The 22193-nt window shown below is 58.5% G+C and carries 17 protein-coding genes and 1 other RNA gene; 8 read left to right on the forward strand and 10 right to left on the reverse strand.

The annotated features are described in order from the left end of the window. Positions 1 to 66 precede the first annotated feature (66 nt). A complete protein-coding gene (locus ACQRAQ_RS05340; protein ID WP_154517961.1) occupies positions 67 to 2154 on the reverse strand; it encodes a glutamine synthetase III in 2088 nt (695 codons plus the stop codon). 494 nt (positions 2155 to 2648) lie between these two features. Here ACQRAQ_RS05340 and ACQRAQ_RS05345 point away from each other — a divergent pair, with 494 nt between their 5' ends. The 7 genes from ACQRAQ_RS05345 (at position 2649) to ACQRAQ_RS05375 (ending at position 11538) form a co-directional block, all read left to right on the forward strand. Continuing rightward, complete coding sequence (locus ACQRAQ_RS05345; protein ID WP_427794153.1) at positions 2649 to 3521, forward strand: methylenetetrahydrofolate reductase; 873 nt, start codon at positions 2649 to 2651, stop codon at positions 3519 to 3521. Continuing rightward, positions 3521 to 4321: a hypothetical protein gene (locus tag ACQRAQ_RS05350; protein WP_427794154.1), complete on the forward strand. Its 801-nt coding sequence runs from the start codon at positions 3521 to 3523 to the stop codon at positions 4319 to 4321. Before ACQRAQ_RS05345 ends, ACQRAQ_RS05350 begins: the two co-directional genes overlap by 1 nt. Positions 4322 to 4393: 72 nt before the next feature. Then, a complete protein-coding gene (locus tag ACQRAQ_RS05355; RefSeq protein WP_427794155.1) occupies positions 4394 to 5824 on the forward strand; it encodes a hypothetical protein in 1431 nt (476 codons plus the stop codon). An 18-nt stretch (positions 5825 to 5842) separates the two neighbouring features. Next, on the forward strand, positions 5843 to 8401 hold the full coding sequence (locus ACQRAQ_RS05360) for a homocysteine S-methyltransferase family protein (RefSeq protein WP_427794156.1): 2559 nt from the start codon (positions 5843 to 5845) through the stop codon (positions 8399 to 8401). Between the two features lie 108 nt (positions 8402 to 8509). Continuing rightward, the gene (locus ACQRAQ_RS05365; RefSeq protein WP_427719427.1) at positions 8510 to 9874 is read left to right on the forward strand and encodes a PFL family protein; all 1365 of its coding nucleotides are present in this window, start codon (positions 8510 to 8512) and stop codon (positions 9872 to 9874) included. 523 nt (positions 9875 to 10397) lie between these two features. Continuing rightward, the gene (locus ACQRAQ_RS05370) at positions 10398 to 11081 is read left to right on the forward strand and encodes a hypothetical protein (RefSeq protein ID WP_427794182.1); all 684 of its coding nucleotides are present in this window, start codon (positions 10398 to 10400) and stop codon (positions 11079 to 11081) included. A 157-nt stretch (positions 11082 to 11238) separates the two neighbouring features. Continuing rightward, positions 11239 to 11538 (forward strand): YhbY family RNA-binding protein, encoded by a 300-nt coding sequence (locus ACQRAQ_RS05375; protein WP_117839974.1) that lies wholly within the window; start codon positions 11239 to 11241, stop codon positions 11536 to 11538. 61 nt (positions 11539 to 11599) lie between these two features. On the opposite strand, the gene ACQRAQ_RS05380 is transcribed toward ACQRAQ_RS05375, so the two are convergent. From ACQRAQ_RS05380 to ssrA, 8 genes are all read right to left on the reverse strand, one after another. Further along, the gene (locus ACQRAQ_RS05380; protein ID WP_427794157.1) at positions 11600 to 14596 is read right to left on the reverse strand and encodes an AfsR/SARP family transcriptional regulator; all 2997 of its coding nucleotides are present in this window, start codon (positions 14594 to 14596) and stop codon (positions 11600 to 11602) included. 539 nt (positions 14597 to 15135) lie between these two features. Continuing rightward, positions 15136 to 15864 (reverse strand): glucosamine-6-phosphate deaminase, encoded by a 729-nt coding sequence (nagB, locus tag ACQRAQ_RS05385; RefSeq protein WP_154517979.1) that lies wholly within the window; start codon positions 15862 to 15864, stop codon positions 15136 to 15138. A gap of 272 nt (positions 15865 to 16136) precedes the next feature. Next, on the reverse strand, positions 16137 to 16604 hold the full coding sequence (locus ACQRAQ_RS05390) for a PTS sugar transporter subunit IIA (protein ID WP_427719420.1): 468 nt from the start codon (positions 16602 to 16604) through the stop codon (positions 16137 to 16139). A gap of 101 nt (positions 16605 to 16705) precedes the next feature. After that, a complete protein-coding gene (gene glmM, locus ACQRAQ_RS05395; protein WP_427794158.1) occupies positions 16706 to 18043 on the reverse strand; it encodes a phosphoglucosamine mutase in 1338 nt (445 codons plus the stop codon). 123 nt (positions 18044 to 18166) lie between these two features. Further along, positions 18167 to 18562, reverse strand: coding sequence for a 30S ribosomal protein S9 (gene rpsI, locus ACQRAQ_RS05400; protein WP_022094634.1), 396 nt, complete (start codon positions 18560 to 18562; stop codon positions 18167 to 18169). A 2-nt stretch (positions 18563 to 18564) separates the two neighbouring features. Then, complete coding sequence (gene rplM / locus ACQRAQ_RS05405; RefSeq protein ID WP_370450665.1) at positions 18565 to 19008, reverse strand: 50S ribosomal protein L13; 444 nt, start codon at positions 19006 to 19008, stop codon at positions 18565 to 18567. A gap of 157 nt (positions 19009 to 19165) precedes the next feature. Continuing rightward, complete coding sequence (locus ACQRAQ_RS05410) at positions 19166 to 20044, reverse strand: patatin-like phospholipase family protein (protein WP_427794159.1); 879 nt, start codon at positions 20042 to 20044, stop codon at positions 19166 to 19168. Between the two features lie 555 nt (positions 20045 to 20599). Continuing rightward, positions 20600 to 20963: a transfer-messenger RNA gene (ssrA, locus tag ACQRAQ_RS05415) on the reverse strand. Positions 20964 to 21202: 239 nt separating this feature from the next. Between ssrA and ACQRAQ_RS05420 the strand changes: the two genes are divergently transcribed. Then, positions 21203 to 21637 carry a hypothetical protein gene (locus ACQRAQ_RS05420; RefSeq protein WP_427719414.1) on the forward strand — a complete coding sequence of 145 codons (435 nt, stop codon included), beginning with the start codon at positions 21203 to 21205 and terminating at the stop codon, positions 21635 to 21637. A gap of 59 nt (positions 21638 to 21696) precedes the next feature. On the opposite strand, the gene ACQRAQ_RS05425 is transcribed toward ACQRAQ_RS05420, so the two are convergent. Next, positions 21697 to 22089 carry a hypothetical protein gene (locus tag ACQRAQ_RS05425; RefSeq protein WP_427728675.1) on the reverse strand — a complete coding sequence of 131 codons (393 nt, stop codon included), beginning with the start codon at positions 22087 to 22089 and terminating at the stop codon, positions 21697 to 21699. Positions 22090 to 22193 lie beyond the last annotated feature (104 nt).

Below are 22193 nucleotides of genomic sequence, written 5' to 3' on the forward strand. Positions count from 1 at the left end.
TCAAAAAGCCGGGGCCCGCGCGATGCGGACTCCGGCTTAATACTGTGACGATATGTTGGCTATGCCCTACACGTAGAACAGAATGTCGTCGTAGGTCGGAACCGGCCAGTAGTCGGCGGCCACGATCTCCTCCATGGCATCCACGGAGGCACGCAGCGTATCCATAGCGGGAACGACCTCGTGTGCATACACATTGGCCTGCTCCTGGCCATCGAGAGCCTCGGCCTTCTGATGCACGGCGTCGAGTGCCTTGATGGAGTCGTTGATGGCGGTGATACCGTTGCAGAGCTTGTTGAGCGTGTTCTGCTCGCACTGCATGGCGGCCTCAGCACCGGCGGCACGAATTGTCTCAAGGCCCTTAGCGACCTTGGTGGCATAGGCGGTGATGACCGGACGATAGGTACGACGTGCCTCGCGAATCATCGTGGTAGCCTCGATGTTCATGAGCTTGTTGTACTTCTCGAGCTTGCAGTCGTAGCGGCACTGAGCCTCGGCCTTGGTCAGGACGCCCGTCTCCTCAAAGAGCGCGATAGCCTTATCGGAAACAAAAGCGGGAAGAGCGTCGGCCGTGGTCTTGTTGTTGGCAAGGCCGCGCTTCTCGGCCTCGATGGGCCACTCGTCGGAGTAACCGTCGCCGGAGAACAGGATGCGCTGGTGATCGGTCAGCACCTTCTTACAGTACTCGAGCGCGGCGTCCTGGAACTTATCCTCGGGCGTACCCTCGAGTGCATCGGCGAAGGACTTGAGCGACTTGGCCACGGCGGCATCGAGCACCAGGTTGGAGTCGGAGACGTTCTGCTCGGAGCCGCAGGCACGGAACTCGAACTTGTTGCCGGTGAAGGCGAACGGAGAGGTGCGGTTGCGGTCGGTGTTGTCCTGCATCAGCTTGGGCAGGGTATCGGCGCCCAGGTCGAGCACGCCGCGCGTGGCATGGACGGAAGCCTTGCCATCGATGATCTTCTCGACGACCTCGGTAAGCTGGTCGCCCAGGAAGATGGACATAATCGCCGGAGGAGCCTCGTTGGCGCCCAGACGATGGTCGTTGCCGGCCGAGGCAACGGAGGCACGCAGGAGCTCCTGATAGTTATCGACGGCCTCGATCACCGCGGTGAGGAAGACGATGAACTGCAGGTTGTCGAGCGGGGTGTCGCCCGGATCGAGCAGATTCTCGGACTCGGTGCCAAGCGACCAGTTATTGTGCTTGCCCGAACCGTTGATGCCCTCGAAGGGCTTCTCGTGCAGCAGGCAGACCAAATCGTGGCGGGAGGCGATGAGCTTCATCTTCTCCATCATGACCAGATTCTGGTCGATGGCCTCGTTGACCTCGCCATAGACGGGGGCGAGCTCATGCTGGCAGGGAGCGACCTCGTTGTGTTTGGTCTTGGCGGGAATGCCAAGCGCCCACAGCTCATCGTCCAGGTCCTTCATATAGGCCGAGACGGTGGGGCGGATAGCGCCAAAGTAGTGCTCCTCGAGCTCCTGGCCCTTGCAGGGAGCAGCACCAAAGAGGGTGCGGCCGGTGATGACCAGGTCCCTGCGTTTGCGGTAAGCGTCCTTCTTGATCAGGAAGTACTCCTGCTCATCGCCCACGGAAGGAACGACCTTCTTGGGGGTCTTACCAAACAGCGCCAAAACGCGCTTGGACTCACGCGAGAGCGCGGTCATGGAGCGCAGCAGCGGGGTCTTCTTGTCCAGGGCCTCGCCCGTGTAGGAGCAGAAAGCCGTGGGGATGCACAGGACATCGTCCTTGATAAAGGCGGGGCTGGTGGGATCCCAAGCGGTATAGCCGCGGGCCTCGAAGGTGGCACGCAGGCCGCCGTTGGGGAAGCTGGATGCGTCCGGCTCGCCCTGGATGAGGTTCTTTCCCGTAAACTTGGTAATAGCGGTGCCGTCGTGGTTGGGTTCGAGGAAGCTGTCGTGCTTCTCGGAAGTAATGCCCGAAAGCGGCTGGAACCAGTGCGCGTAGTGCGTCGCGCCCTTGGAGATGGCCCAAACCTTCATGGCATGGGCAACGGCGTTGGCCACATCCAGGTCGAGTGGCTCACCGTCCTCGAGGGTTGCAGCAAGGCGCTTCCAAATGTCCTTGGGGAGGTAGTCCTTCATGACTTCCTCAGAGAACACCATGGTCCCGAAGCGGTCAGTAAGTTCGGCCATACGGAACTCCCTTCGTATCGGCACCGCGTGAGAAGCGGTGTTGATTACTAACGAACGAGTCATAGCTTAGACTCGCCGTGTTTCCGCGACATTACCGTTATGTTGCCGTCGCGAAACTAATCAATGAGGTTACCGCATCGCGGCAATGTTGCCACCCTCAACAGTCAATCAACTGTATAAATTGCAGACTTCTCCGCATGGTTTACGGGTAGTCTTTTTGGGACGGGGCTTTTTTAGCTGCCCTATTTAAATATGGTCTCAAGCTTTGGAGGCGCCGGATTGGGTAGCTAAAAAAGCCCCGTCCCAAAAAGACTACCCTGCGTACCTGGTGATGGGGTAAAAAAGCTCCAAATTAGCTACGCTGTTATAGGGAATGCCGATAGCGAAACATCTTCGATTGATATTTCCAAATAGCGAGTAAAACTCCACCGTAGCGCAGCGGTGCTGTAGAATCCTTACAACACATCACGCTAATGTATCTAAAGGAGCACGACATGCGCGTCGACGAGGTTTTTAAGCAGGCAGCGTCCCAGGGCACCACGCCCGTTTCGTTTGAGATGTTCCCGCCCAAGGGCGAGCTTACCCTCGACACGGCTCGCGAGGTGGCTGGCAATCTGTGCAAGCTTTCGCCGAGCTTTGTCTCGGTCACCTGCTCGGCCGGCGGCTCGGGCAACGGCTCCGCCACCGCCCCCATCGCGCATATGATTACGAGCGAATTCGATACGTCCTCGGTGGCGCACCTCACCTGCGTTGGCCGCACGCATGCCGATATCGCCGCCAAGATCGACGAATACCGCTCCGCCGGCGTAGAAAATGTGCTGGCCCTGCGTGGCGATCTTCCCGCCGGCGCGAGCGAGGATGACAAACCCGCCTCGGACTACGCCTACGCCCGGGACCTCATCCCCGAGCTCGTCGACGCCGGCTTTTGCGTGGGCGCCGCAGCCTACCCCGAGGGCCACATTGCCTGTGAGAATCTCAACGCTTCGGTCGAATACCTCAAGCAAAAGCAGGACGCCGGCGCGAGCTTCTTTGTGACGCAGCTCTTTTTTGATAACGAGTGCTTCTACCGTTTTCGCGAGCTTGCCGACAAGGCCGGTATCACTGTGCCCATTACCGCGGGCATCATGCCGTTTATGGGCAAGTCGCAGATCAGCCGCATGGTCTTTATGTGCGGCGCGTCGCTGCCCTCCCCCGTCATCAAGATTCTCGCCAAGTACGAGCATGACCCCGAGAGCCTGCAGGCAGCCGGTGTAGATTATGCCGCCCGCCAGCTTTGCGACCTTAAGGAGCACGGCGCCGACGGCCTGCACCTGTACACTATGAATCGTCCTGCGATCGCCGCAACCATTATGGAGCGCCTGGGGTAATGGAAAAACCGCACATCGATACAGCTTTTGGTGAAGTGCCGGCCGACCTTGCGTCGCCGGCGCTCTACCGTATCGATGATACCCACCATCCCCGCGTCGATCGTGCCGAGATGCTGCGGTATCTGGGTTACGACGGCCAGCAGATTGAGCCCGAGCTGTCGCAGCGTATTGAGCTTGTGGTCGAGCGCCTTGAGCTGGACATTGAGCCCCGTGGCGTGCGCCGCGTATTTGCCGTCGATGCCATGGGCGTGGACGAGCAGGGAGAGCCCAACATCCGTCTGGTTGGAACCAACGTTGAGCTGCGCGGTCGCGATATCTATCGACATCTCAAAGACGCCCGCTTTGCCGCGCTCATGGCATGCACCCTCGGCATGGACGCCGAGCGTCGTCTGCGCACCACGGGAGCCCAGCAGCCCCTAGAGGGAGCCGTGCTCGATGCCGCGTGCTCCGCCTATGTGGAAGCTGCCGTCGAGCAGATGGACCAGCAGGTCAAGGCTGCGGCCGCCGCACACGGACTCGCCGGTAACTGGCGCTTCAGTCCCGGCTACGGCGACTGCCCGCTTACGGCTCAGCGTTCAATCGTGGCTGCACTCAACGCCACGCGGCTCATCGGGCTTACCGTCACACCTACCAGCCTGCTCATGCCCACCAAGAGCGTGACCGCGGTGATCGGTCTGTTTGACGGCGAGGTCCACGACGCCCAGAGTCGCCCCACCTGCAATATCTGCCGCATGCGCGAGCACTGCCGCTTCCGCGCCGCCCACACCACCTGCTATTCCAGCCACCTGGGGACGGGGTAGAAATGGCAGATTTAGCGCTTGACTTATACTAAATGCCAAAGTTGAATCCGATGTTAAGTTACGAGGTCAGAAATGAAATTTGGAATCAGAACCCCCAGTGTTTCAAAGTCCATTTCCGCCCGAACAAAAGGAAGGATTACTCGCTCAGCAAAAAGTGCGTTCATTCCTGGATATGGACAACGAGAGACCGGAATAGTTAAAGATCCTTCTCGCGCACTATACAATCGCGTTTACAACAAAACCACTGTTGGAATTAACGACTCGTTCTGTTCAAGCAAAAAGACGCGTTCATCGCAACGGTCAAAAAGCCATACTTACGAATCAACTTGCGTAGATTTCTTTGATGACAATTCAGCCGTGTCTTCAAACTACTACCTCAAACGTAACTATGAAATCACTTACGACCTCCCCTTCGAAATTAGCTCATCTGCTCTCGCTCTCATACAGGAAATTGAGCAGAGGGAAACACAGAGTCAGAGAAATAAAGCCATAGAGGAAGCGCAGCTGCAGATTAAAAAGACAGAAGAATTTTTATCCGATTTTGATAGTCGTAATATTCTCTCTCTTATTAGAAACGCCCCTAGCGATGTTCTAATTCTAAGCATAGAGACAACAGGAAGCAGCAAGCTCGGTGAGGAAATGCTGTCTCTTATTGTTGAAACCTCTGACGGTACGAGGCTATTCGATCATTTATTCAAACCGCCGACAAGAAAACGCTGGCAAAAAACACTCTGCCAGCACGGAATTCACTGGCAAGACGTTAAAAACCAGCCGGAGGCGTCCAATTATCGAAAGGAAATACAGTCTCTTCTCTCAGGATCAAAAGCTATCGTTTTTTCTGATATATCAAGACTAGCGGTCTTTACATCAACGTTCCCGTCTGCCCTACCTTCTGTACCCCTTGTTTTCGTTGAAGATGAATATCAAAAACTTGAACGGAAAGAAAAAGCCGCTACAGACGAATTAGACCTTTTGCCAAAAATGGCCATCAACTTAAATATTAAAGATTGGCAGTATGGGACTTCATCGAGCAACGCAAATACCCTATACAAAATATCCCGAAAGCTATTTTCAAGCAAAAAGTACAGCTCAGCATTAAAGCAGGATCGAGAGATATTCGAACGAAGCCTTTCATACGAAAAGAGCAACCTAAAGTGGCTCGAATCACAGCAAGACCCATCTGCAGAAGATGTTAAGCCCATATTTGACCAAGAATTTGAACGCGCCATTAAAGGGGTCGAAGAAGAGGCGGAAACATTGCGTATTGCCTCGTCAAAGGAAGTTCTACCTGGATATATATGTTGCGGAATCGGTCTTTTAGCATGCCTGTTCAGCCATTTCGTTATAGGCGCCATCCTCATTGTCTTGGGAATTATCTTCCTTATATCCGGTTATTCGATCTGGAACGAATGTCAGCAATCGCTGGACAAAGCAGCAACCTATAAAGCAAAAAAGGATAAATACCTGTCCTCGATCACCGTAAAGAAAATCAGTAATTACTAGCAGAAGAAGAGTTCATTAATGTTCACCCCGCTTATCACTCATGATCTGGACGGCGCCGCGCTGGCGGCGCCCGTTGATGCTGCCCGCCGCAAGGGCGCCACGTACAAGACGCGCACGATCGACGACCTTTACATTAAGGACGATCGCCTGCGCGCCGCCATCGAGGGCACGGGGCACCTGCTGTTCGACGGCGGCATGGGCACCATGCTGCAGGCGGCCGGCATGAAGGCCGGCGCCCTGCCCGAGCTGCTCAACTTTGAGGAGCCCCGGGTCATTACCGATATTCAGCGTCAGTATGTCGAGGCCGGCTGCGATGTGATCACCGCCAACACCTTTGGCGCCAACGCCCACAAGCTCGACGGTGCCGCCACCGTGGCAGATGTCTTTGCCGCCGCCGTCGCCTGCGCCCGCGCGGCCGGCGCCCACTACGTCGCCGGCGACATCGGCCCCATCGGTGCGCTGCTTCGCCCCTTGGGTACCCTCAGCTTCGACGAGGCCTATGACCTCTTTGCCGAGGAAGTGCGCGCTGGCGTCGAGGCGGGTGTGGACCTCTTTATTATCGAGACCATGACCGATCTTGCCGAGATCAAGGCGGCGGTCCTTGCCTGCCGCGAGAACTCCGAGCTGCCCGTCTTTGCCACCATGACCTTTGAGGAGGACGGCCGCACCTTCCTGGGTACGAGTCCCGAGGTTGCCGCCATCACGCTCGACGCCATCGGCGCCGACGTCCTGGGCATTAACTGCAGCCAGGGACCGGCCGAGCTCCGAGGACTCGCCGCACGTATGCTCGCCGTTACGGACAAGCCCGTTATGGTGCAGGCCAACGCGGGACTCCCTCACGTGGACGACGACGGTAACACCGTCTTTGACATCCAGGCCCCCGAATACGCCAAGGCCGTCGCCGGCATGATCGCCGACGGCGTGAGCGTCGTGGGCGGTTGCTGCGGAACCACGCCGGCGCACATGGCAGCGCTGCGCACGCTTATCGACAACCACACGCCCAGCCCGCGCCACCGCAAGCCCAGCATGTCGGTCACGAGCGCCCAGACCGTGGTTAACCTTCCCTGTGACGGCCACAAGATCGCCGTCATCGGCGAGCGCATCAACCCCACCGGAAAAAAGCGCCTGCAGCAGGCCCTACGCGACGGCGACCTGGACTACGTCGTAAGCCAGGGCATCAGCCAACAGGAGCAAGGCGCCGACATCCTGGACGTCAACGTGGGCCTGCCCGAGATCGACGAGGTCAAGATCATCCAACAGGCCACCGAGCAGCTCCAGGGTTCCACGCTGCTGCCGTTGCAGATCGACTCCACCGACCCCGCAGCCGTCGAGGCCGCCGTGCGCCGCTACGCCGGCAAGCCCATCATCAACTCGGTCAATGGCAAGCAGCAGATCATGGATGAGATCTTTCCGCTGGTCGCCCATTACGGCACCAACGTCGTCGGCCTCACGCTCGACGAAGGCGGCATTCCCGATACCGCCGAGGCTCGCTTCGCCATCGCCGAGCGCATCGTGGCCGAGGCCGCCCGCTACGGCATCGGACCGGACCGCATCCTCATCGACTGTCTGGTCATGACCGCCTCGACCAATCAACGCCAAGCCGAACAGATTCTGCGCGCCATGTCCCTGTGTAAGGAGCGTCTGGGCGTCAAATGCGCGCTCGGCGTGTCGAACATCAGCTTTGGTCTGCCCGCCCGCCCGCTGCTGGGCTCGGTCTTTTTGGCTGCCGCTTTTGGCGCGGGTCTGGACGCCCCCATCATGAACCCGGGCTCCAAGCGCTTTATGGATACCGTCTACAGCTATCGCGTCTTGAGCGTTGAGGACGAGGGCTCAACCGGATACATCGAGCGCTACGCCGGCTGGACCGATCCGTACAAGATCGCCGCGAACCCGGCGGCGGCTCAGACAGTATCGACCGACACTGTGCCCGCCGCTGGCACCGACGGCACCGACGGCAACGACGATCCGATTCGTCGCATGGTCGTCTCGGGCCGCAAAGGCGAGATTGCGGCCGAGACCGAGCGTCTGCTGGCAGACCACGACGCCATGGACCTCATCAACAACCACTTTATCCCCGCCCTCGACGAGGTTGGCGTTCTCTTTGACCAGGGAAAGTTCTTCTTGCCGCAGCTCATGGCCTCGGCCGAGGCCGCGCGCGTGGGTTTTGACACCATCAAGCGCCTGATGCCCGCCGGCGAGATTGCCGACAAGGGCAAAATCTGCGTGGCCACCGTCAAAGGCGACATCCACGACATCGGTAAGAACATCGTCAAGATGCTGCTCGATAACTACGGCTATACCGTCTTTGACCTAGGCCGCGACGTCGACCCGCAGGAGGTGCTCAAGACCGTACGGGAGCGCGACATCAAGCTCGTCGGCCTCTCGGCGCTTATGACCACCACGGTCGTCGCTATGGAGGAGACCATCAAGTTGCTTCATGCCGAGGTGCCGGGCGTCAAGATCATCGTAGGCGGCGCCGTACTCACCCCCGAATACGCCAAGCAGATCGGCGCGGACTACTACGCCAAGGACGCCGCCGAAAGCGCTCGTATCGCCGAAGAGGTCTTTGGGCAGTAACACAACGGAAACAACCGAGCACCAAAACGTGCCGCATGCGCCACTTGGCACGTGCGGCACGTTAGAATAGACAAGGCTATGCTCGTTTTGGCAGATAGGAGTGCAAGGATGGCGATCACGCCCGCAGAAATCGCGGAAACCCGCGGCATGGTTGAGGAGCAGAACCTCGACATCAGGACCATCACCATGGGTGTTTCGCTCATGGGTTGCGGCGACGAGAACCTCGACCGCATGTGCACGAAGATCTACGACCACGTGACGCACACGGCTGAGCATCTGGTCGAGACCGCCGAGAACCTCGAGCGCGAGTACGGTATCCCCATTGTCAACAAGCGCGTTTCCGTCACCCCGGTGGCGCAGATCGCCGCATGCTGCAAGGATGAGGACCTCACCCCCATCGCGCATGCCCTCGACCGCGCGGCCGAGACGCTCGGCATCGATTACCTGGGCGGCTTCTCCGCACTCGTCCAGAAGGGCATCGGCGACGCCGACCGCCGCGTCATCCAGTCCATCCCCCAGGCGCTCGCTACCACCAGCCGCGTCTGCTCCAGCGTCAACGTCGCCAGCCTGCGCGCCGGCATCAACATGGACGCCGTGCTCATGGCGGCTCAGACCATCATCGATGCCGCCAAGCTTACGGCAGATGAGGATTCCGTCGGTGCTTCCAAGTTTGTCTGCTTTGCCAACATGGTCGAGGACTCCCCGTTTATGGCGGGCGCCGTTCACGGCGGTGGCGAGGCCGACGCCGTCATCAACGTAGGCGTCTCGGGCCCCGGCGTTATGGCCGCAGCCCTGGAGAAGCTGCCCGATTCCGCATCGATGATGGAAGTCGCCGAAAAGATTAAGCAGACCGCCTTTAAGATCACCCGTGCCGGCGAGCTCATGAGTCGCGAGGCTGCCCGTCGCCTAGGTGTCGAGAAGGGCATTGTCGACCTGTCGCTGGCGCCTACGCCTGCCGTCGGCGACTCCGTCGCGCGCATCCTCGAGATCATCGGCGTGGGCACCTGCGGTGGCCCCGGCACGACCTGCGCGCTCGCCATGCTCAACGATGCCGTCAAGAAAGGCGGCGTCATGGCCAGCTCCAGCGTGGGCGGCCTCTCGGGCGCCTTTATCCCCGTGTCCGAGGACGCCGGCATGATCGCCGCCGTCGAGGCCGGCGCGCTTTCGCTCGAGAAGCTCGAGGCCATGACCTGCGTGTGCTCCGTTGGCCTGGACATGATCGCCATTCCCGGCGACACCCCGGTCGAGACTATCGCCGGCATTATCGCCGACGAGATGGCCATCGGCGTCATCAACAATAAGACCACGGCCGTGCGCGTGATCCCCGCCATCGGCAAGGGCGTGGGCGACTGCGTCGAGTATGGCGGCCTGTTTGGCCGTGCGCCCATCATGCCGGTGAACCCCAACGCCGGCACCGTGCTTGCCCACCGCGGTGGACGCTTCCCGGCGCCGCTGAACTCGCTCAAGAACTAGCAGGGAGTTACAGGGCGAGGAGCCCCGGTGAGGGCAAATATATAAGGTCGCCTGCTCGGACAGTCCTGACTCGCACGGAGAGCACATTAAGTGCTCTCCGGCTCGTGCGGAACTCGCGATTGACCTTATATATTTGCCCTCACCGGGGCTCCCGCACAACGGGACCTCAGTTGGGTTCTATCCCGGTTGCAGTTGCTTCGCTCCTGCACCACTTGGCTGGTGCGGCGGTTTGGCGTTGGAACGGTTCTTTTTCTGATATATGCTTGTTGCGGCTCTTCTTTTGGGAGGGGCCGCTTTTTTGTTGTAAGGGGGATGGCCCGTGGCTGATGGTGTAATTCAATCTGAGCTTCTTTCTGCGGATTGGAATGGCGAATGGATGCGCTTGCAGGCTGGTCGGCGGCGGGCTGATGATTCTTTTGAATGGGATAAGCGGGCTCGGCATTTTCGGCCGCTTGAGACTGCCCCCTACGCCCGAGATTTTATAAAGCTGCTGGCGCTTGAGCCCGGCGAGTCGTTGCTCGATATGGGGTGTGGGGCTGGGTCGATTGCTATTCCGCTTGCTCAGGCTGGACATCCCGTGATTGCCGCTGATTTTTCCCCTGCTATGTTGGGCACGCTTGATGCCGGCATTGAGTACTATGGGCTCGAGGATCGCATTACACCGCTTGAGCTTGCTTGGGATGATGACTGGGATTTGGTTGGACCGGTCGCGAAAGCGGTAGATGTTGCCTTTGCGAGTCGCTCGGTTACTACGAACGACCTAAAAGGCGCGCTTGCCAAGCTCGACCGTACGGCTCGGCGGCGTTGTGCTGTCACGATGGTCGCCAACTCCAGCCCGCGCTATGACCCGCACGTGATGAATGCCATCGGCGCCCCGGTTACCCGTAGCAATGGTTTTGTGTACGCCTTTAACATCCTTATTCAGATGGGTGCACTACCGCAGGTCACGTATTTTGAATCGCCCCGTCGTGACACCTTCGATAGCCTCGAGGCCGGCGTGGCGGACTTCTCCCGTATGCTCGAGCATGGCAACGAGGATAAGATCGATCGTCTGCACGACTATATCGCCCAACATATGATCGAGAACCCCCATGCCGGCGAGCCGGGATCCAAGGGCGTGCCGCAGGGACGTTACATGCTCGACCACATCCGCAAGGTCCGATGGGCGTTTATCGCCTGGGAGCCGGTCTCTGCGCCCCGACCGTAGCCCATCTAAAGTATGCATCGTCTACCCGCCCGGCATCCGCATTCTTTGCGAACTGGCAAACGCGCTCCACACCGCGCCGTTCCTGCGCTATCGTGGGACAGCTCACGTAGATTAAGGCCCCATCGCGGGGCGCCCCATACATAGAAAGCGAGAACCCATGGCACTGACAGGAGCCCAGGTCAAGCAGCTTCGCAGCATGGCCCATCACCTCAACCCCGCCATCATCATCGGTAAGTCCGATGTCAACGAGGGTACCGTCGAGCAGACGGTCGCCTACCTGGAGAAGCACGAGCTCGTTAAGTGCTCCGTGTTGGACGGCTCCAGCCTTTCTGCCCGCGAGGCCGCCGAGGAACTCGCCGAGCGCTGCCACGCCGACGTCGTTCAGGTTATCGGCCGCAAGTTCTCGCTGTATCGAGAGTCCTCGCGCAAGGATATCGAGAAGATCAAGCTCGTCTAAGGGCCAATCGGTTCACACAGAGCAAGCCTGCGGGCGTCCGAATGATGCGGGCGCCCGTTTTTTATCGCTCAATGAACGGTCGGTTGACCCTGCTTTCGACCAGACGCTCGTAGAGACGCTTGGTCTCGGGCTCGGGAACGCCTGCGACCTGTTCCTTAAGATGATGGATATGCCCGCTATAGAGCTCGACGATATCGCGGCGTCTCCCCGCCGCTCCGTACACACGCATGGCGCATCGCACCATGTCCTCGCGTGCGGTCTCCTGACGTAGCCCCGCTTCTGCTAGCCAGATTGCCGACTGCAGGTCGTTTTCTTCCAAGGCAGCGCTTGCTCCCACAATCATGCAGTCGATAAACTTCGACTGCATGATGCGGCGCATGCGCAAAAAGTACGTCGGATTGCAACCGTTGGGGATATACAGCGGTCCGGTATAGAGCTGTTCGATCTTAAGACACAGCTCGACCAGGTGAGGCCCACGCACTCTTGTGCGATTACCCAAAATCTCGCGGCTTATCTGCTCAAATAGCTTCACATCGGTCTTAACGTAATCCCTGTTGAGGCCAAGGCAGTCGTTTTGAATCAGGACGCACGACTTGCCATCTGGCGTGGGTCCCAAAGCGGATCGTAAGCGTGACACAGTCGAATACAAGTTGTTACGGGCGCTACTGTACTCGGCATGTGGCCACAGTTCCATAGCCAAGGTCTCGCGATCGACAAACGAATCGATACCCAACGCAAGCCGCTCGGCAAGCGTTGCCGCTTTCTTACGACGCCACATCTTGTCTGTGATGGGGAATCCGTCGCGCTCGGCACGAAACGCGCCAAACATGCGAATCTCGATATGATCGATAGCGTCGACGGGTTCGACCTCGCCGACCTGGAACAGCCGCTCGCTCTCTCCCTCCAAATCGTCGCGCAGCGAATATCGCGATAGCTCACGCACCGGGAGCTTCTTTCGAATCTTGGCAGCAGGCTCGCCCAGGCAATGCATCGCAAGGCGTGCAAACAGCCGATACGCTGGCTCCAGAATCCCAGAACGATTCATAGACATCCAGGCGGCAAGATCGCTGTCGCGGCCCGCAGACGCCAAATGCAGCGCTACGACCCAAGCCTCCGCGCCGCCGACTTGTGTCCGACTTAGGTCGAGCAGCTCTGCCTCTTCTCGTACCGACACCATCGACGTATTGCGAAGGCTTGATGCACGCTCCAACAGCAACGCGTTGTCGCGCATGTATGCGATCGACTCGTCAGCAAGCTTGAGCACCTGGACCGCGCGGAACTTCGCGTTGACCGGGCGCCCCTCGGCGAGCGCCTGCCAGCCTTCGAGTAGCAGGCCAAACAGCTGGATTTGATTGTCACGCACGCGCACGGCAAAGCGATCGAGCTCATTAAACGCCGCATCGTCAGTCATTGGCAGGCCTGCAAGCAGACGCCGTGCCGCCAGCACCATACGCACCCAGACAGCCGGTGCCTTAAGCCCACGAGCATCGAGTGCCTCCCGTGTTCGAGACATCTCGTCGTCACGCTCATCGATTCCCATAAAGGACCCATCAAAGAGCTCCACCAACATCCGATCTGCCCGTATGAGAATCTCTGCAATATCGAGTTCGCAATCATATACCTTGTTCGCCTTGAGTTCCGAAAGCGCTGCGCCGTCTTTCGCCTGTTCGGTCAACCGGCTCTTAACCTCGATATGCGCCGACAGCATATCGAGCGCAGCACAAGATGCCTCATTTTTTGGAAGCGCAGGATTGGCTGGAAGCCCAAGCTCGCAATCTCCATAACAGACGACCGTAAGCACCTGGGCGACTTTCCAAGAAACCAAATCAATCTCGCGGACCGACTGTGCGCTCGCATGTTCGACAATCGAGGCCATATACCGGGCCAGTTTAGTATTCGAAACGCTTACCGCCGCCAAATAGACACCAAGTGCCTCGGTGGGCGTCGGCTCCAACGCGGGCTTGTCTGCATCCGTCGTCCTCAGTACCGCGCGACAGACATCCCCTCCATGCCCAGTCAGAGCCAAATCGACACCATACTGTCCAGCAAGCTCAAGGACGGCGTCGCGATCCAAAAAGGCATCTGCCAAATCCATCGCAGCATCGCATCGGCCCGCCTTGAGCAGAATGCGTGCCGCGCGCATAACGAGCTCTGGACGAATTTCCGCAACCATTTTTCGTAATCTCAGGCGCGCGTTATCCTCGGTGCCCATACACGTAAAGCTTCGGTCGACCGGATCGACACCAAAAATCGGATAATCACGAACAAGATAGGACTGATCGATCATGGAGAGCCTGACACCGCATGCCTCAAGTTCCGCAATCTTGCCCTCGCCCATCAGGGCCATCACGCACGCCACGTTAAATAGGGCGCCGTTATCGATTGATGCCATATCGGCAAGTGCCGCACCGTACACGTTGACAATCTCGTTTTCGAGCAAGCTGGCAACGTCGCCCTCTCCGTACAGCCCCGTCTGCATAGCCGAAACCAACTCGGGAACACCCTGTGTGAGCTGGTAAAAATCGAGCGACGTGCTAATCGAGAACGCCGATGCCCAAGCCGAATACTCATAGGCATGCACCTTGAGCATCTGCGCATTGATCTTGACCGAGTCACCCAGCCCGCGAATCAACTGGCGATTTGAGGGACGGCAGGTGACAAAGACCCCGATCCCCATAGTGCGCAGGCCTCGAATTCGATCGATAAGCTCCTCGGTATCTTGCTGATCGAGGTTGGGGACGTTATCGATCGCAATCAACGATCGCGGTTTGTCCTCAAGTTCATCTGTGACCACTTCGAGCTGTATAAACACCTCGCGGGCAATCGCGCGGTCAGCCTCGATGATTCGTACCAGACCGCGCGTCGGGTCGCTTTTGACTTCCTGAGTGTACTGAAGCAATATCGATGTTTTCCCAAACCCATCTGGTGCATAGAGCAACACAATGCCCGCCTTGCGGCCCTTGACAATCAACTCGCTCATCAGGCGATCACGTCGGACCATATAACCTGTGCCCAACGGCGCCAATTCGAGATCGTCCGTATCGTTCAGCCCGTTCATCATGCTCGCTCCTTACCTCGACCACATGGACACCGTAATCGCAAGACAGCCCAAGCCATCCCGTAAATCGAACGACGCAGAGTTTTAGGTTGTCTTTCGGTTCGCATTTGGCAAGTTTTTGTTCAGCGAGCGCCGATTGAAACTTCTCCCCCAACCAACCGGTCTTTGCGCAGGTCAATGCGCTTGCCAGCATGTCCCACTCATTTGGCAGTGTAACGCAATGGGGCTTGTAATATTTTGTTGCGCAACTCGCCTACGCGCTGCTACCGTTTGCGACTCATTAGTAGCATTTTTGAATAGACTATGCTAGAGAATGCATCACGCTATACGAGGCACCACCGTCAAGCTTTTGGCAAGCTAATGTTATGCACACCATAAAGTCCGCGCTCATTCTGGTTCCGCTGGCAGATATTGCGGACGGACGCAGTATAAGGGCTCATGAGTCTATAAGCTAGCCGCCATCCCGCATATGCATAATAAAAAAGGCCCCCGCAGAACGGGAGCCTGTAACAAAGTAATAACAAATCGCTCGGATTGTACTACTCGCAGAGCGAAAGGGCAGCCTCGTCGGCAACGACGACGCAGTTGGTGTGCAGCTGCAGGATCGAAGCCGGGCACTCGGGCGTAACCGGGCCATAGCACATATCGTGAACAGCCTGAGCCTTGGCCTCGCCGTTGGCGACGACCAGGATCATGCGGGCATACATGATGGTCTGGGTACCCATGGTGTAAGCCTGGCGGGGAACGTCGTCGATGCTATCGAACAGGCGGCTGTTGGCCTGAATGGTGCTCTCGGTGAGATCGACACAGTGCGTACCCTTGGAGAAGTGGTCATCGGGCTCGTTGAAGCCAATATGACCGTTATTACCAATGCCGAGCAGCTGCAGATCCGGGTAACCGGCGGCAGCGACGATTCTGTCGTACTCGGAGCAGGCAGCGGCGGCATCGGGGTTGGAGCCATCGGGCACGTGCGTGTTATTCAGATCGACGTTGATGTGATCGAAGAAGTTCTCGCGCATGAAGTAGTGATAGCTCTGGGGATCATCGTGCGAAAGGCCGCGATACTCGTCCAGGTTATAGGTGCTGACCTCGGAGAAGTCAATATCGCCCTTCTTGTACCAATCGGCGAGCTGCTTGTAGGCGCCAATCGGAGTGGAGCCGGTGGCAAGACCGAGCACGCAATCGGGCTTAAGGATAACCTGCGCCGAGATGATATTGGCGGCCTTGCGGCTCATATCCTCGTAGTCTTTAGCTTTAATGATCTTCATTACGCATCCTTTCTCGTAGAAGAGAGGCAAGGCTCCCCTTACAAGCACTTGCCCGCGGCCTGCGTCGGCCGCAACCAACGTGTGCGGCCACCAGGGCGAGGTCGCGTAATGTATGTATCTCGTGTCTAGCCGCGTCGAGGCCCCTGCCCGTCCACGGTGACCCGAAGCCTTTTAGCCTCGGACATTTTTCATCTTGCCACGAAGGGCGCCCTCTTTCAAGGGCGCCCTCCGTAAACGTGTTTGAATTGTAGGCCAAAGGGCAAGCGAACGAGTTAGCGCTCGCGAGCGACGATGAGCTGATCCATCTCCTCGACATGCTCGCCAACGGAGCCCTTGATGCTCGAGAACTCAACAGAGTTGCACACCAAAATGGGAACCGTCACATCGTAGCCCTCGGCCTCGATTGCCTCGCGTTCAAACTCGATAAGCACATCGCCCTTATGGACGATATCGCCCACCTGTGCATGCACGGTAAAGTGTTTGCCCTCGAGCTGAACGGTATCGAGTCCAACGTGGATTAAAACATCCAAGCCATCGACCGTGTTGAGCGCAACGGCGTGTCCCGTTGGAAAAATCGCCTCGATCTTGGCATCCGCAGGTGCAATCACGCGCGTGCCCGTAGGCCGAATGGCAACGCCTTGGCCCAAAAGGCCAGTGGCAAACGTCTGGTCGTTAACCTCGGAAAGCGGAATGACATCGCCCGAGATGGGAGCATCCAGCGTAAGGACTCGACCACGCATACCAAAAGACCTTAGGACTTTAGTGAACATGCTCCCCCTTGGACATACCAATAATCAAAACCAGTTTTACTAGTTTACCACTTGGCATTGGTTTTTGACCATTAGGGGAGTTCGCGCTTGACAACCTCGACGATGTCGTCAACGACGCGCTGAGTCAGCTCGTGCGTCTCGGCCTCGGCCATCACGCGAACCAGCGGCTCGGTACCGCTCGGGCGCACCAGAATGCGGCCGCGACCGTTAAGCTCCTTCTCGGCGGCAGCGACAGCGTCCCAAATGGGCTGGCAATCGTCCAGACCGGCCTTGTTGTCGGAATGCACGTTGACGAGCACCTGCGGGTACTTCTTCATGATGCCTGCGAGGTCGGTGAGGGTACGGCCAGTGCGCTTGAGCACGGCCAGCAGCTGCAGCGCCGTCACCAGGCCATCGCCGGTGGTGTTGTGCTCCAGGAAGATGATGTGGCCGGACTGCTCGCCGCCGATAACGGCGCCGTCCGCGAGCATACGCTCCAGCACGTAGCGGTCGCCCACGGCGGTCTGCACCATCTCAAAGCCCTGTTCCTTCATGGCGATGGAGAAGCCTAGGTTGCACATAACGGTCGAGACAATCTCGGAGTTGGCGAGCTTGCCGCGAGCGGCCAGGTCAGAGCCGCAGATGGCCAGGATATAGTCGCCATCGATCTCGTTGCCCTCGCTGTCCACGAACAGCACGCGATCGGCGTCACCGTCGTGGGCCAGGCCGATGTCGGCGTGGGTGCGCAGCACGAGCTCGCGCAGGGGCTCAAGATGAGTGGAGCCGCACTCAACATTGATGTCGGTGCCACAGTAGTCGGTATTGATGGCGTGGACCGTGGCGCCCAGACGCTGAAGCGCGGCAGGCGTGGTCTGGCAGGAAGCACCGTGACCGCAGTCAACGGCAACGACCAGGCCGTCGAGCTTAAGGCCGTCGAGGGTGCTGATAGCGTGGTCGACGTATGCCTTGCGAGCGTCCTTCATCTTGATGATGTGGCCCACACCGGCGCCGGTCGGCAGCGTGTCGGCAGCCATGGCCTCCTCGGACATGACCCAGGCGCTGATCTCTTCCTCAACGGCATCGGGAAGCTTCATGCCCTTGCGGCTAAAGAACTTGATGCCGTTAAACTCCGGCGGATTGTGCGAAGCGGAGATGACGATGCCGCCGTCGAGATCGTTTTGGACAGTGAGCAGCGCCACGGCCGGCGTAGGGATAACGCCGCAGCAGTGCGGGCGACCGCCCTCGGCCATAATGCCAGCGGTCAGAGCGCTCTCGAGCATGGTGCCCGAAAGACGCGTGTCGCGGCCAACGCAAATGTCCGGACCAAGGAACTTGGTCGCCGCACGGCCAAGGCGAAACGCGAGGTCGCACGAGAGGTCGGCGTTGGCGACGCCACGGACGCCGTCGGTGCCAAAGATGTTCTGGGGCATAGGATCGCTCCTTCCCAAGTGGGCAAAACGCACTCGCCCACCCTAGTCGAAAAAGAAAAGCGGGACCCGCCGAGCAATCGGCAGGCCCCGCTTGTACATTGTATCTCGTAAGGAGATAAAACCTTAACGCTTGGAGAACTGGGGAGCGCGGCGGGCCTTCTTGAGGCCGTACTTCTTGCGCTCGACCACGCGAGCATCGCGCGTAAGGAAACCGGCCTTCTTGAGGTCAGCACGGTAGTCGCCAGCGTTCAGAAGAGCGCGAGCGATGCCCAGGCGCAGAGCGCCGGACTGACCGGAGATGCCGCCGCCATCGCACAGAGCGATAACGTCGAACTGACCGGCGGTATCGGTCACCTTGAAGGGAGCAAGGGCGTTCTCAACGAGCTGATGACGGCCGAAATACTGCTCGGCGTCACGCTTGTTGATAGTCACCTTGCCGGTGCCGGGGACGAGACGGACGCGGGCGACGGCGTTCTTACGACGGCCGGTACCCTGGTAGACAACGGTGTTCTCAGCCATCTTTAAGCCTCCAGCTCAATCTTCGTGGGGTTCTGGGCAGCATGCGGATGCTCGGCACCAGCGTAGACCTTAAGCTTGGTCATCTGGGCACGGCCGAGGGTGGTCTTGGGCAGCATGCCGCGAACGGCGCGCTCGATGACCTTCTCCGGGTGCTTCTCCATAGCCTGGTGGAAGCTCTCAGCCTTGAGGCCGCCGTTGTAGCCGCTGTGGCGATAATAGGTCTTCGTGTCGGCCTTGTTACCGGTAAGCTGGACCTTATCGGCGTTGATGACGACAACGAAGTCGCCGCAGTCGCTGTTGGGCGTGAACTGGGGCTTGTTCTTACCGCGCAGAATCATTGCGATCTGGGTGGCAAGACGGCCCAGGACAGCACCATCGGCGTCGACGAGAACCCAGTTGCGCTGGACCTCGCCCTGCTTGGCGTAGTGAGTCGATTTCGAAATCACTTAGACTCCTCCATGTACAGTACGTGTTGTTACAGAGATTCACGGGGCTCTGCAAGTAACCCGTCTATATTACCCCGCTCGTCGCCCGAGTCAACAGGTATTTTGGCTCTGACCAGACTTTCTGCACATGTCGTCCATCGGTAATGATGTCGCGACGCTAGCGCTCGACAAATGCCTCGATATCACTCAGTAGATGCTTTGCCTCCTGACGACCCTGAATATACAGGTCGAGAAGCTTTGCCGGATCGTGCTCGACGTGACCGACCTCGACAGGCTTTTGCGGGGCAACGACCAGCGCGCGGCCCTCGCGCTCATACTTCCACAGATGCATGCGCTGGATGTTATAGCGGTCGTGGCGCGTCTCGATAGCCTCGAGCAGATAGGGGTAGTCGGCATAGCGGGCGCGTGCGGCAGGCATAAACTCGTAGGGCTTTTTCTCGTACGAGCGGTCCTGCGTGACAATGACAACCGCGCGATCGAAGCCGGCCTCCTCCAGCACGTGCTCGATGGGGACCGAATCGGCTACGCCGCCGTCGACGTATTTGTGCCCGTCGATCTCGACCGGCGGCGTCACCAGCGGCAGCGACGTCGAGGCGCGCACGGCATCGAGGTCGAGCACGGCGCTTTTGACCGGCAGGTATGCAGCGGTTCCAAAGAGCATGTCCGTCGCGACGGCGTACATCTCGATGGGGCTCGCGTCGAATGCCTCGTTATCAAAGGGATCCAAGCGGTCCTGGACATCGTTGAAGATGAAGTCGTAACCCACGATGGAGCCCGTGGACGCAAACGATGCGGCACCCATGAAGCGGTTGTCGTTGCAGAAAGTCAGGTTGATGCGGTTGGCACGGCCGATCTGGTGCGACTTGTAGTTCACGCCGTTGAGGGCGCCGGCCGATACACCGTAGACAGCCGGAATCTCGACGCCAGCCTCCATGAGGACGTCGAGCACGCCCGCGGTAAACTGCCCGCGAAAACTGCCGCCCTCCAAGACGAGCGCGACCTTGCCGGCGTTCTTTGCCTTATCTTCTGCCGTCATGTTGACCTCCTACTGTTTCGTTTTGGCCTTCTTCTACCCAGTTTTGAGATGGAGAGCGCATGGGTTTTGGAGTTGAGTAGGACGGGGCGACTGGCGGAAAGCACGTCCCGTTCTGGGGGGGCGATTCCGGGATGGACTTTCCGCCAACAACCCATCCGGAAAATGCATCCCATTCTGAGCGTAGATTCTGGGATGCAACTTCCGCTTGAGGCGTCAACGTGAGTAGTCAATTTGGGACGGGGCTATTTTAGCTGCCCTTTGACTGTCGACGAATTATTGGGGACCGGAACTAATATCGACTGGCTTATAGGGGCAGCTAAAATAGCCCCGTCCCAAATTGACTACTCCACCTTGTAGAGGCTTTGCGCGGAGAATCCGCGTATTTGCTTCGCAAATCCGCACCGGCTTCGGCCGCCTGCCGGCGTCCTCGCCCGCGGGCTAAAAACGCTTACGCGTTTTCTTTACGCCCGCGCCCTGCACAGAGTTCGGTTCTCCGCGGTATCTATATGTAATAAAAAAGCAGGTAGGTGCGTTTACCTACCTGCCTGTAGCTATTGGTGGAGGCGCGGAGAATCGAACTCCGGTCCACGAAAGCCCCCTGATTGGCATCTCCAAGCTCAGTCGCTGGTTTAGTCTCGGACGCTTTGCGCGCAGCGACACGCTCGCGGCATCCCAACCGGTTCGGTCTTAGCCCGCGCCATACCGATTACGTGCGCGGGAGCATTCCCCTAACATGGCGTCGCGCCGGTGTCGGGGAAATCACCGGGTTGACGCGCCGCTATAAACTAAGCAGCGAGAGCCATAGGCTCAAAAGAAGAGTTGTTGTCAATTCAATTTGACGGTACCCCTGTTTAACGAGGCGAGGAGACCTCGGCTTGCTTCCTCTCTCAGAGCTATCGTGTCGAAACCAGTCGCCCCCGAATGTTGGGAAAGTCTGGATGGTATCGGGCCTGCAAACACCCGATAACCGTCGACTTTTCAAGGAACACGCGGGGTAAACCCCGCTCGTGGATAGCTATCTTACCACGTTCTAAAGGCAGACAGCTGCTCTATGCACGAGCTGTGAAGACCCTAATGTGCACCATACTTCGCATTTTTGCCACTGAACGCGTCACGTATATTTTCGCCAAGCAAAATTGACCCGTCGAAAGGACCGTTATGGATACCAAGCAGCAACTCGTCAATGCCCTCGCAGGCCTGGGCTCAACCATTACCGAAGCTATGGATGTCATCGAAGGCTTTGTCCCCTGCGGACATCCCGCCCTCACGGTATCAAACGCACTCGTCGCGCTGGACGCTGACGATGATGCAGCTCTCGCCCAGCAGTTTGAGACCGTCGCGGGCTTTATCGACCACGTGAGCGAGAACCGCGGCGTGGCCGCCTACCACGGCATCGAGGTCGAGCTCGCGGGTCCCAAAGCCGATCTGCTCGCAGCAATCCGCGAGGTAGGCGCCCTTATGCAGACCGCAGGCGTCAAGAACACCCAGGTCAACGAGTGGGTCTACCGCAGTCTAGCAGCACTAAACGATTCCGACGAAAAGGCCGCCGAGAAGCTCGTCGAAGCTCCCGTCATCAAGGCAGCGCTTTTGTAATTAAAGGATGCGTGGCCTTCTGAGCGCCGACGTTCCGAAGGCCACGCAAACAGTTCGCGCTAACCGATAGCCGCGCCACCACGTTCGGCCAAAGCTAGAATCGGCATCATTTGGCGCGGGGTCTTTGCTGCAAGATCGGCATGTTCGAGCAGCTTGCGATTGTTGGTCACCAAGTAATCGATCTGCGCGCGCTTGCACGCGGCGAGTACCAAGTTGTCCTCGTAATCGCGATGGAGCGCTAAGTATTTGTCGGCCAGCCAAAGGTCCGATGCATCTGCACCCACGGCCGTGGCGTTTTCGGTCACGTTCCGAACAAACGCCAACGCCGCATCGCCAATTGCACGGACAGATGCCTCGTCGAGCGCTCCCCCGCCGGCAAGAACGCTACGCTTCAGCTCGTGTTGGACAACGCACAGCACGTCCTTGGCGATATGCACCGGAAAGAACAGCAACGCCCCCGTCTCCGTCGCCTGTCCAATAAACGCGCGCGGCAAGCGACTCGGTATGCTCGGCGCAAAATGAATCGACCCATACGTTGGCGTCCACCATAATCTTA

It is taken from the genome of Collinsella sp. SGI.178 (genome assembly GCF_050313495.1).
Taxonomy (GTDB): domain Bacteria; phylum Actinomycetota; class Coriobacteriia; order Coriobacteriales; family Coriobacteriaceae; genus Collinsella.

What these genes read in the sequence shown, in the direction of transcription:
- ACQRAQ_RS05380 (WP_427794157.1), bottom strand. Translation starts at nt 14,596, where the DNA reads ATGAACGGGCTGAACGATACGGACGATCTCGAATTGGCGCCGTTGGGC.
- ACQRAQ_RS05420 (WP_427719414.1), top strand. Translation starts at nt 21,203, where the DNA reads ATGGATACCAAGCAGCAACTCGTCAATGCCCTCGCAGGCCTGGGCTCA.
- ACQRAQ_RS05390 (WP_427719420.1), bottom strand. Translation starts at nt 16,604, where the DNA reads ATGCGTGGTCGAGTCCTTACGCTGGATGCTCCCATCTCGGGCGATGTC.
- ACQRAQ_RS05410 (WP_427794159.1), bottom strand. Translation starts at nt 20,044, where the DNA reads ATGACGGCAGAAGATAAGGCAAAGAACGCCGGCAAGGTCGCGCTCGTC.
- ACQRAQ_RS05345 (WP_427794153.1), top strand. Translation starts at nt 2,649, where the DNA reads ATGCGCGTCGACGAGGTTTTTAAGCAGGCAGCGTCCCAGGGCACCACG.
- glmM (WP_427794158.1), bottom strand. Translation starts at nt 18,043, where the DNA reads ATGCCCCAGAACATCTTTGGCACCGACGGCGTCCGTGGCGTCGCCAAC.
- ACQRAQ_RS05350 (WP_427794154.1), top strand. Translation starts at nt 3,521, where the DNA reads ATGGAAAAACCGCACATCGATACAGCTTTTGGTGAAGTGCCGGCCGAC.
- ACQRAQ_RS05375 (WP_117839974.1), top strand. Translation starts at nt 11,239, where the DNA reads ATGGCACTGACAGGAGCCCAGGTCAAGCAGCTTCGCAGCATGGCCCAT.
- ACQRAQ_RS05355 (WP_427794155.1), top strand. Translation starts at nt 4,394, where the DNA reads ATGAAATTTGGAATCAGAACCCCCAGTGTTTCAAAGTCCATTTCCGCC.
- ACQRAQ_RS05365 (WP_427719427.1), top strand. Translation starts at nt 8,510, where the DNA reads ATGGCGATCACGCCCGCAGAAATCGCGGAAACCCGCGGCATGGTTGAG.
- rpsI (WP_022094634.1), bottom strand. Translation starts at nt 18,562, where the DNA reads ATGGCTGAGAACACCGTTGTCTACCAGGGTACCGGCCGTCGTAAGAAC.
- ACQRAQ_RS05360 (WP_427794156.1), top strand. Translation starts at nt 5,843, where the DNA reads ATGTTCACCCCGCTTATCACTCATGATCTGGACGGCGCCGCGCTGGCG.
- ACQRAQ_RS05370 (WP_427794182.1), top strand. Translation starts at nt 10,398, where the DNA reads ATGGGGTGTGGGGCTGGGTCGATTGCTATTCCGCTTGCTCAGGCTGGA.
- nagB (WP_154517979.1), bottom strand. Translation starts at nt 15,864, where the DNA reads ATGAAGATCATTAAAGCTAAAGACTACGAGGATATGAGCCGCAAGGCC.
- ACQRAQ_RS05340 (WP_154517961.1), bottom strand. Translation starts at nt 2,154, where the DNA reads ATGGCCGAACTTACTGACCGCTTCGGGACCATGGTGTTCTCTGAGGAA.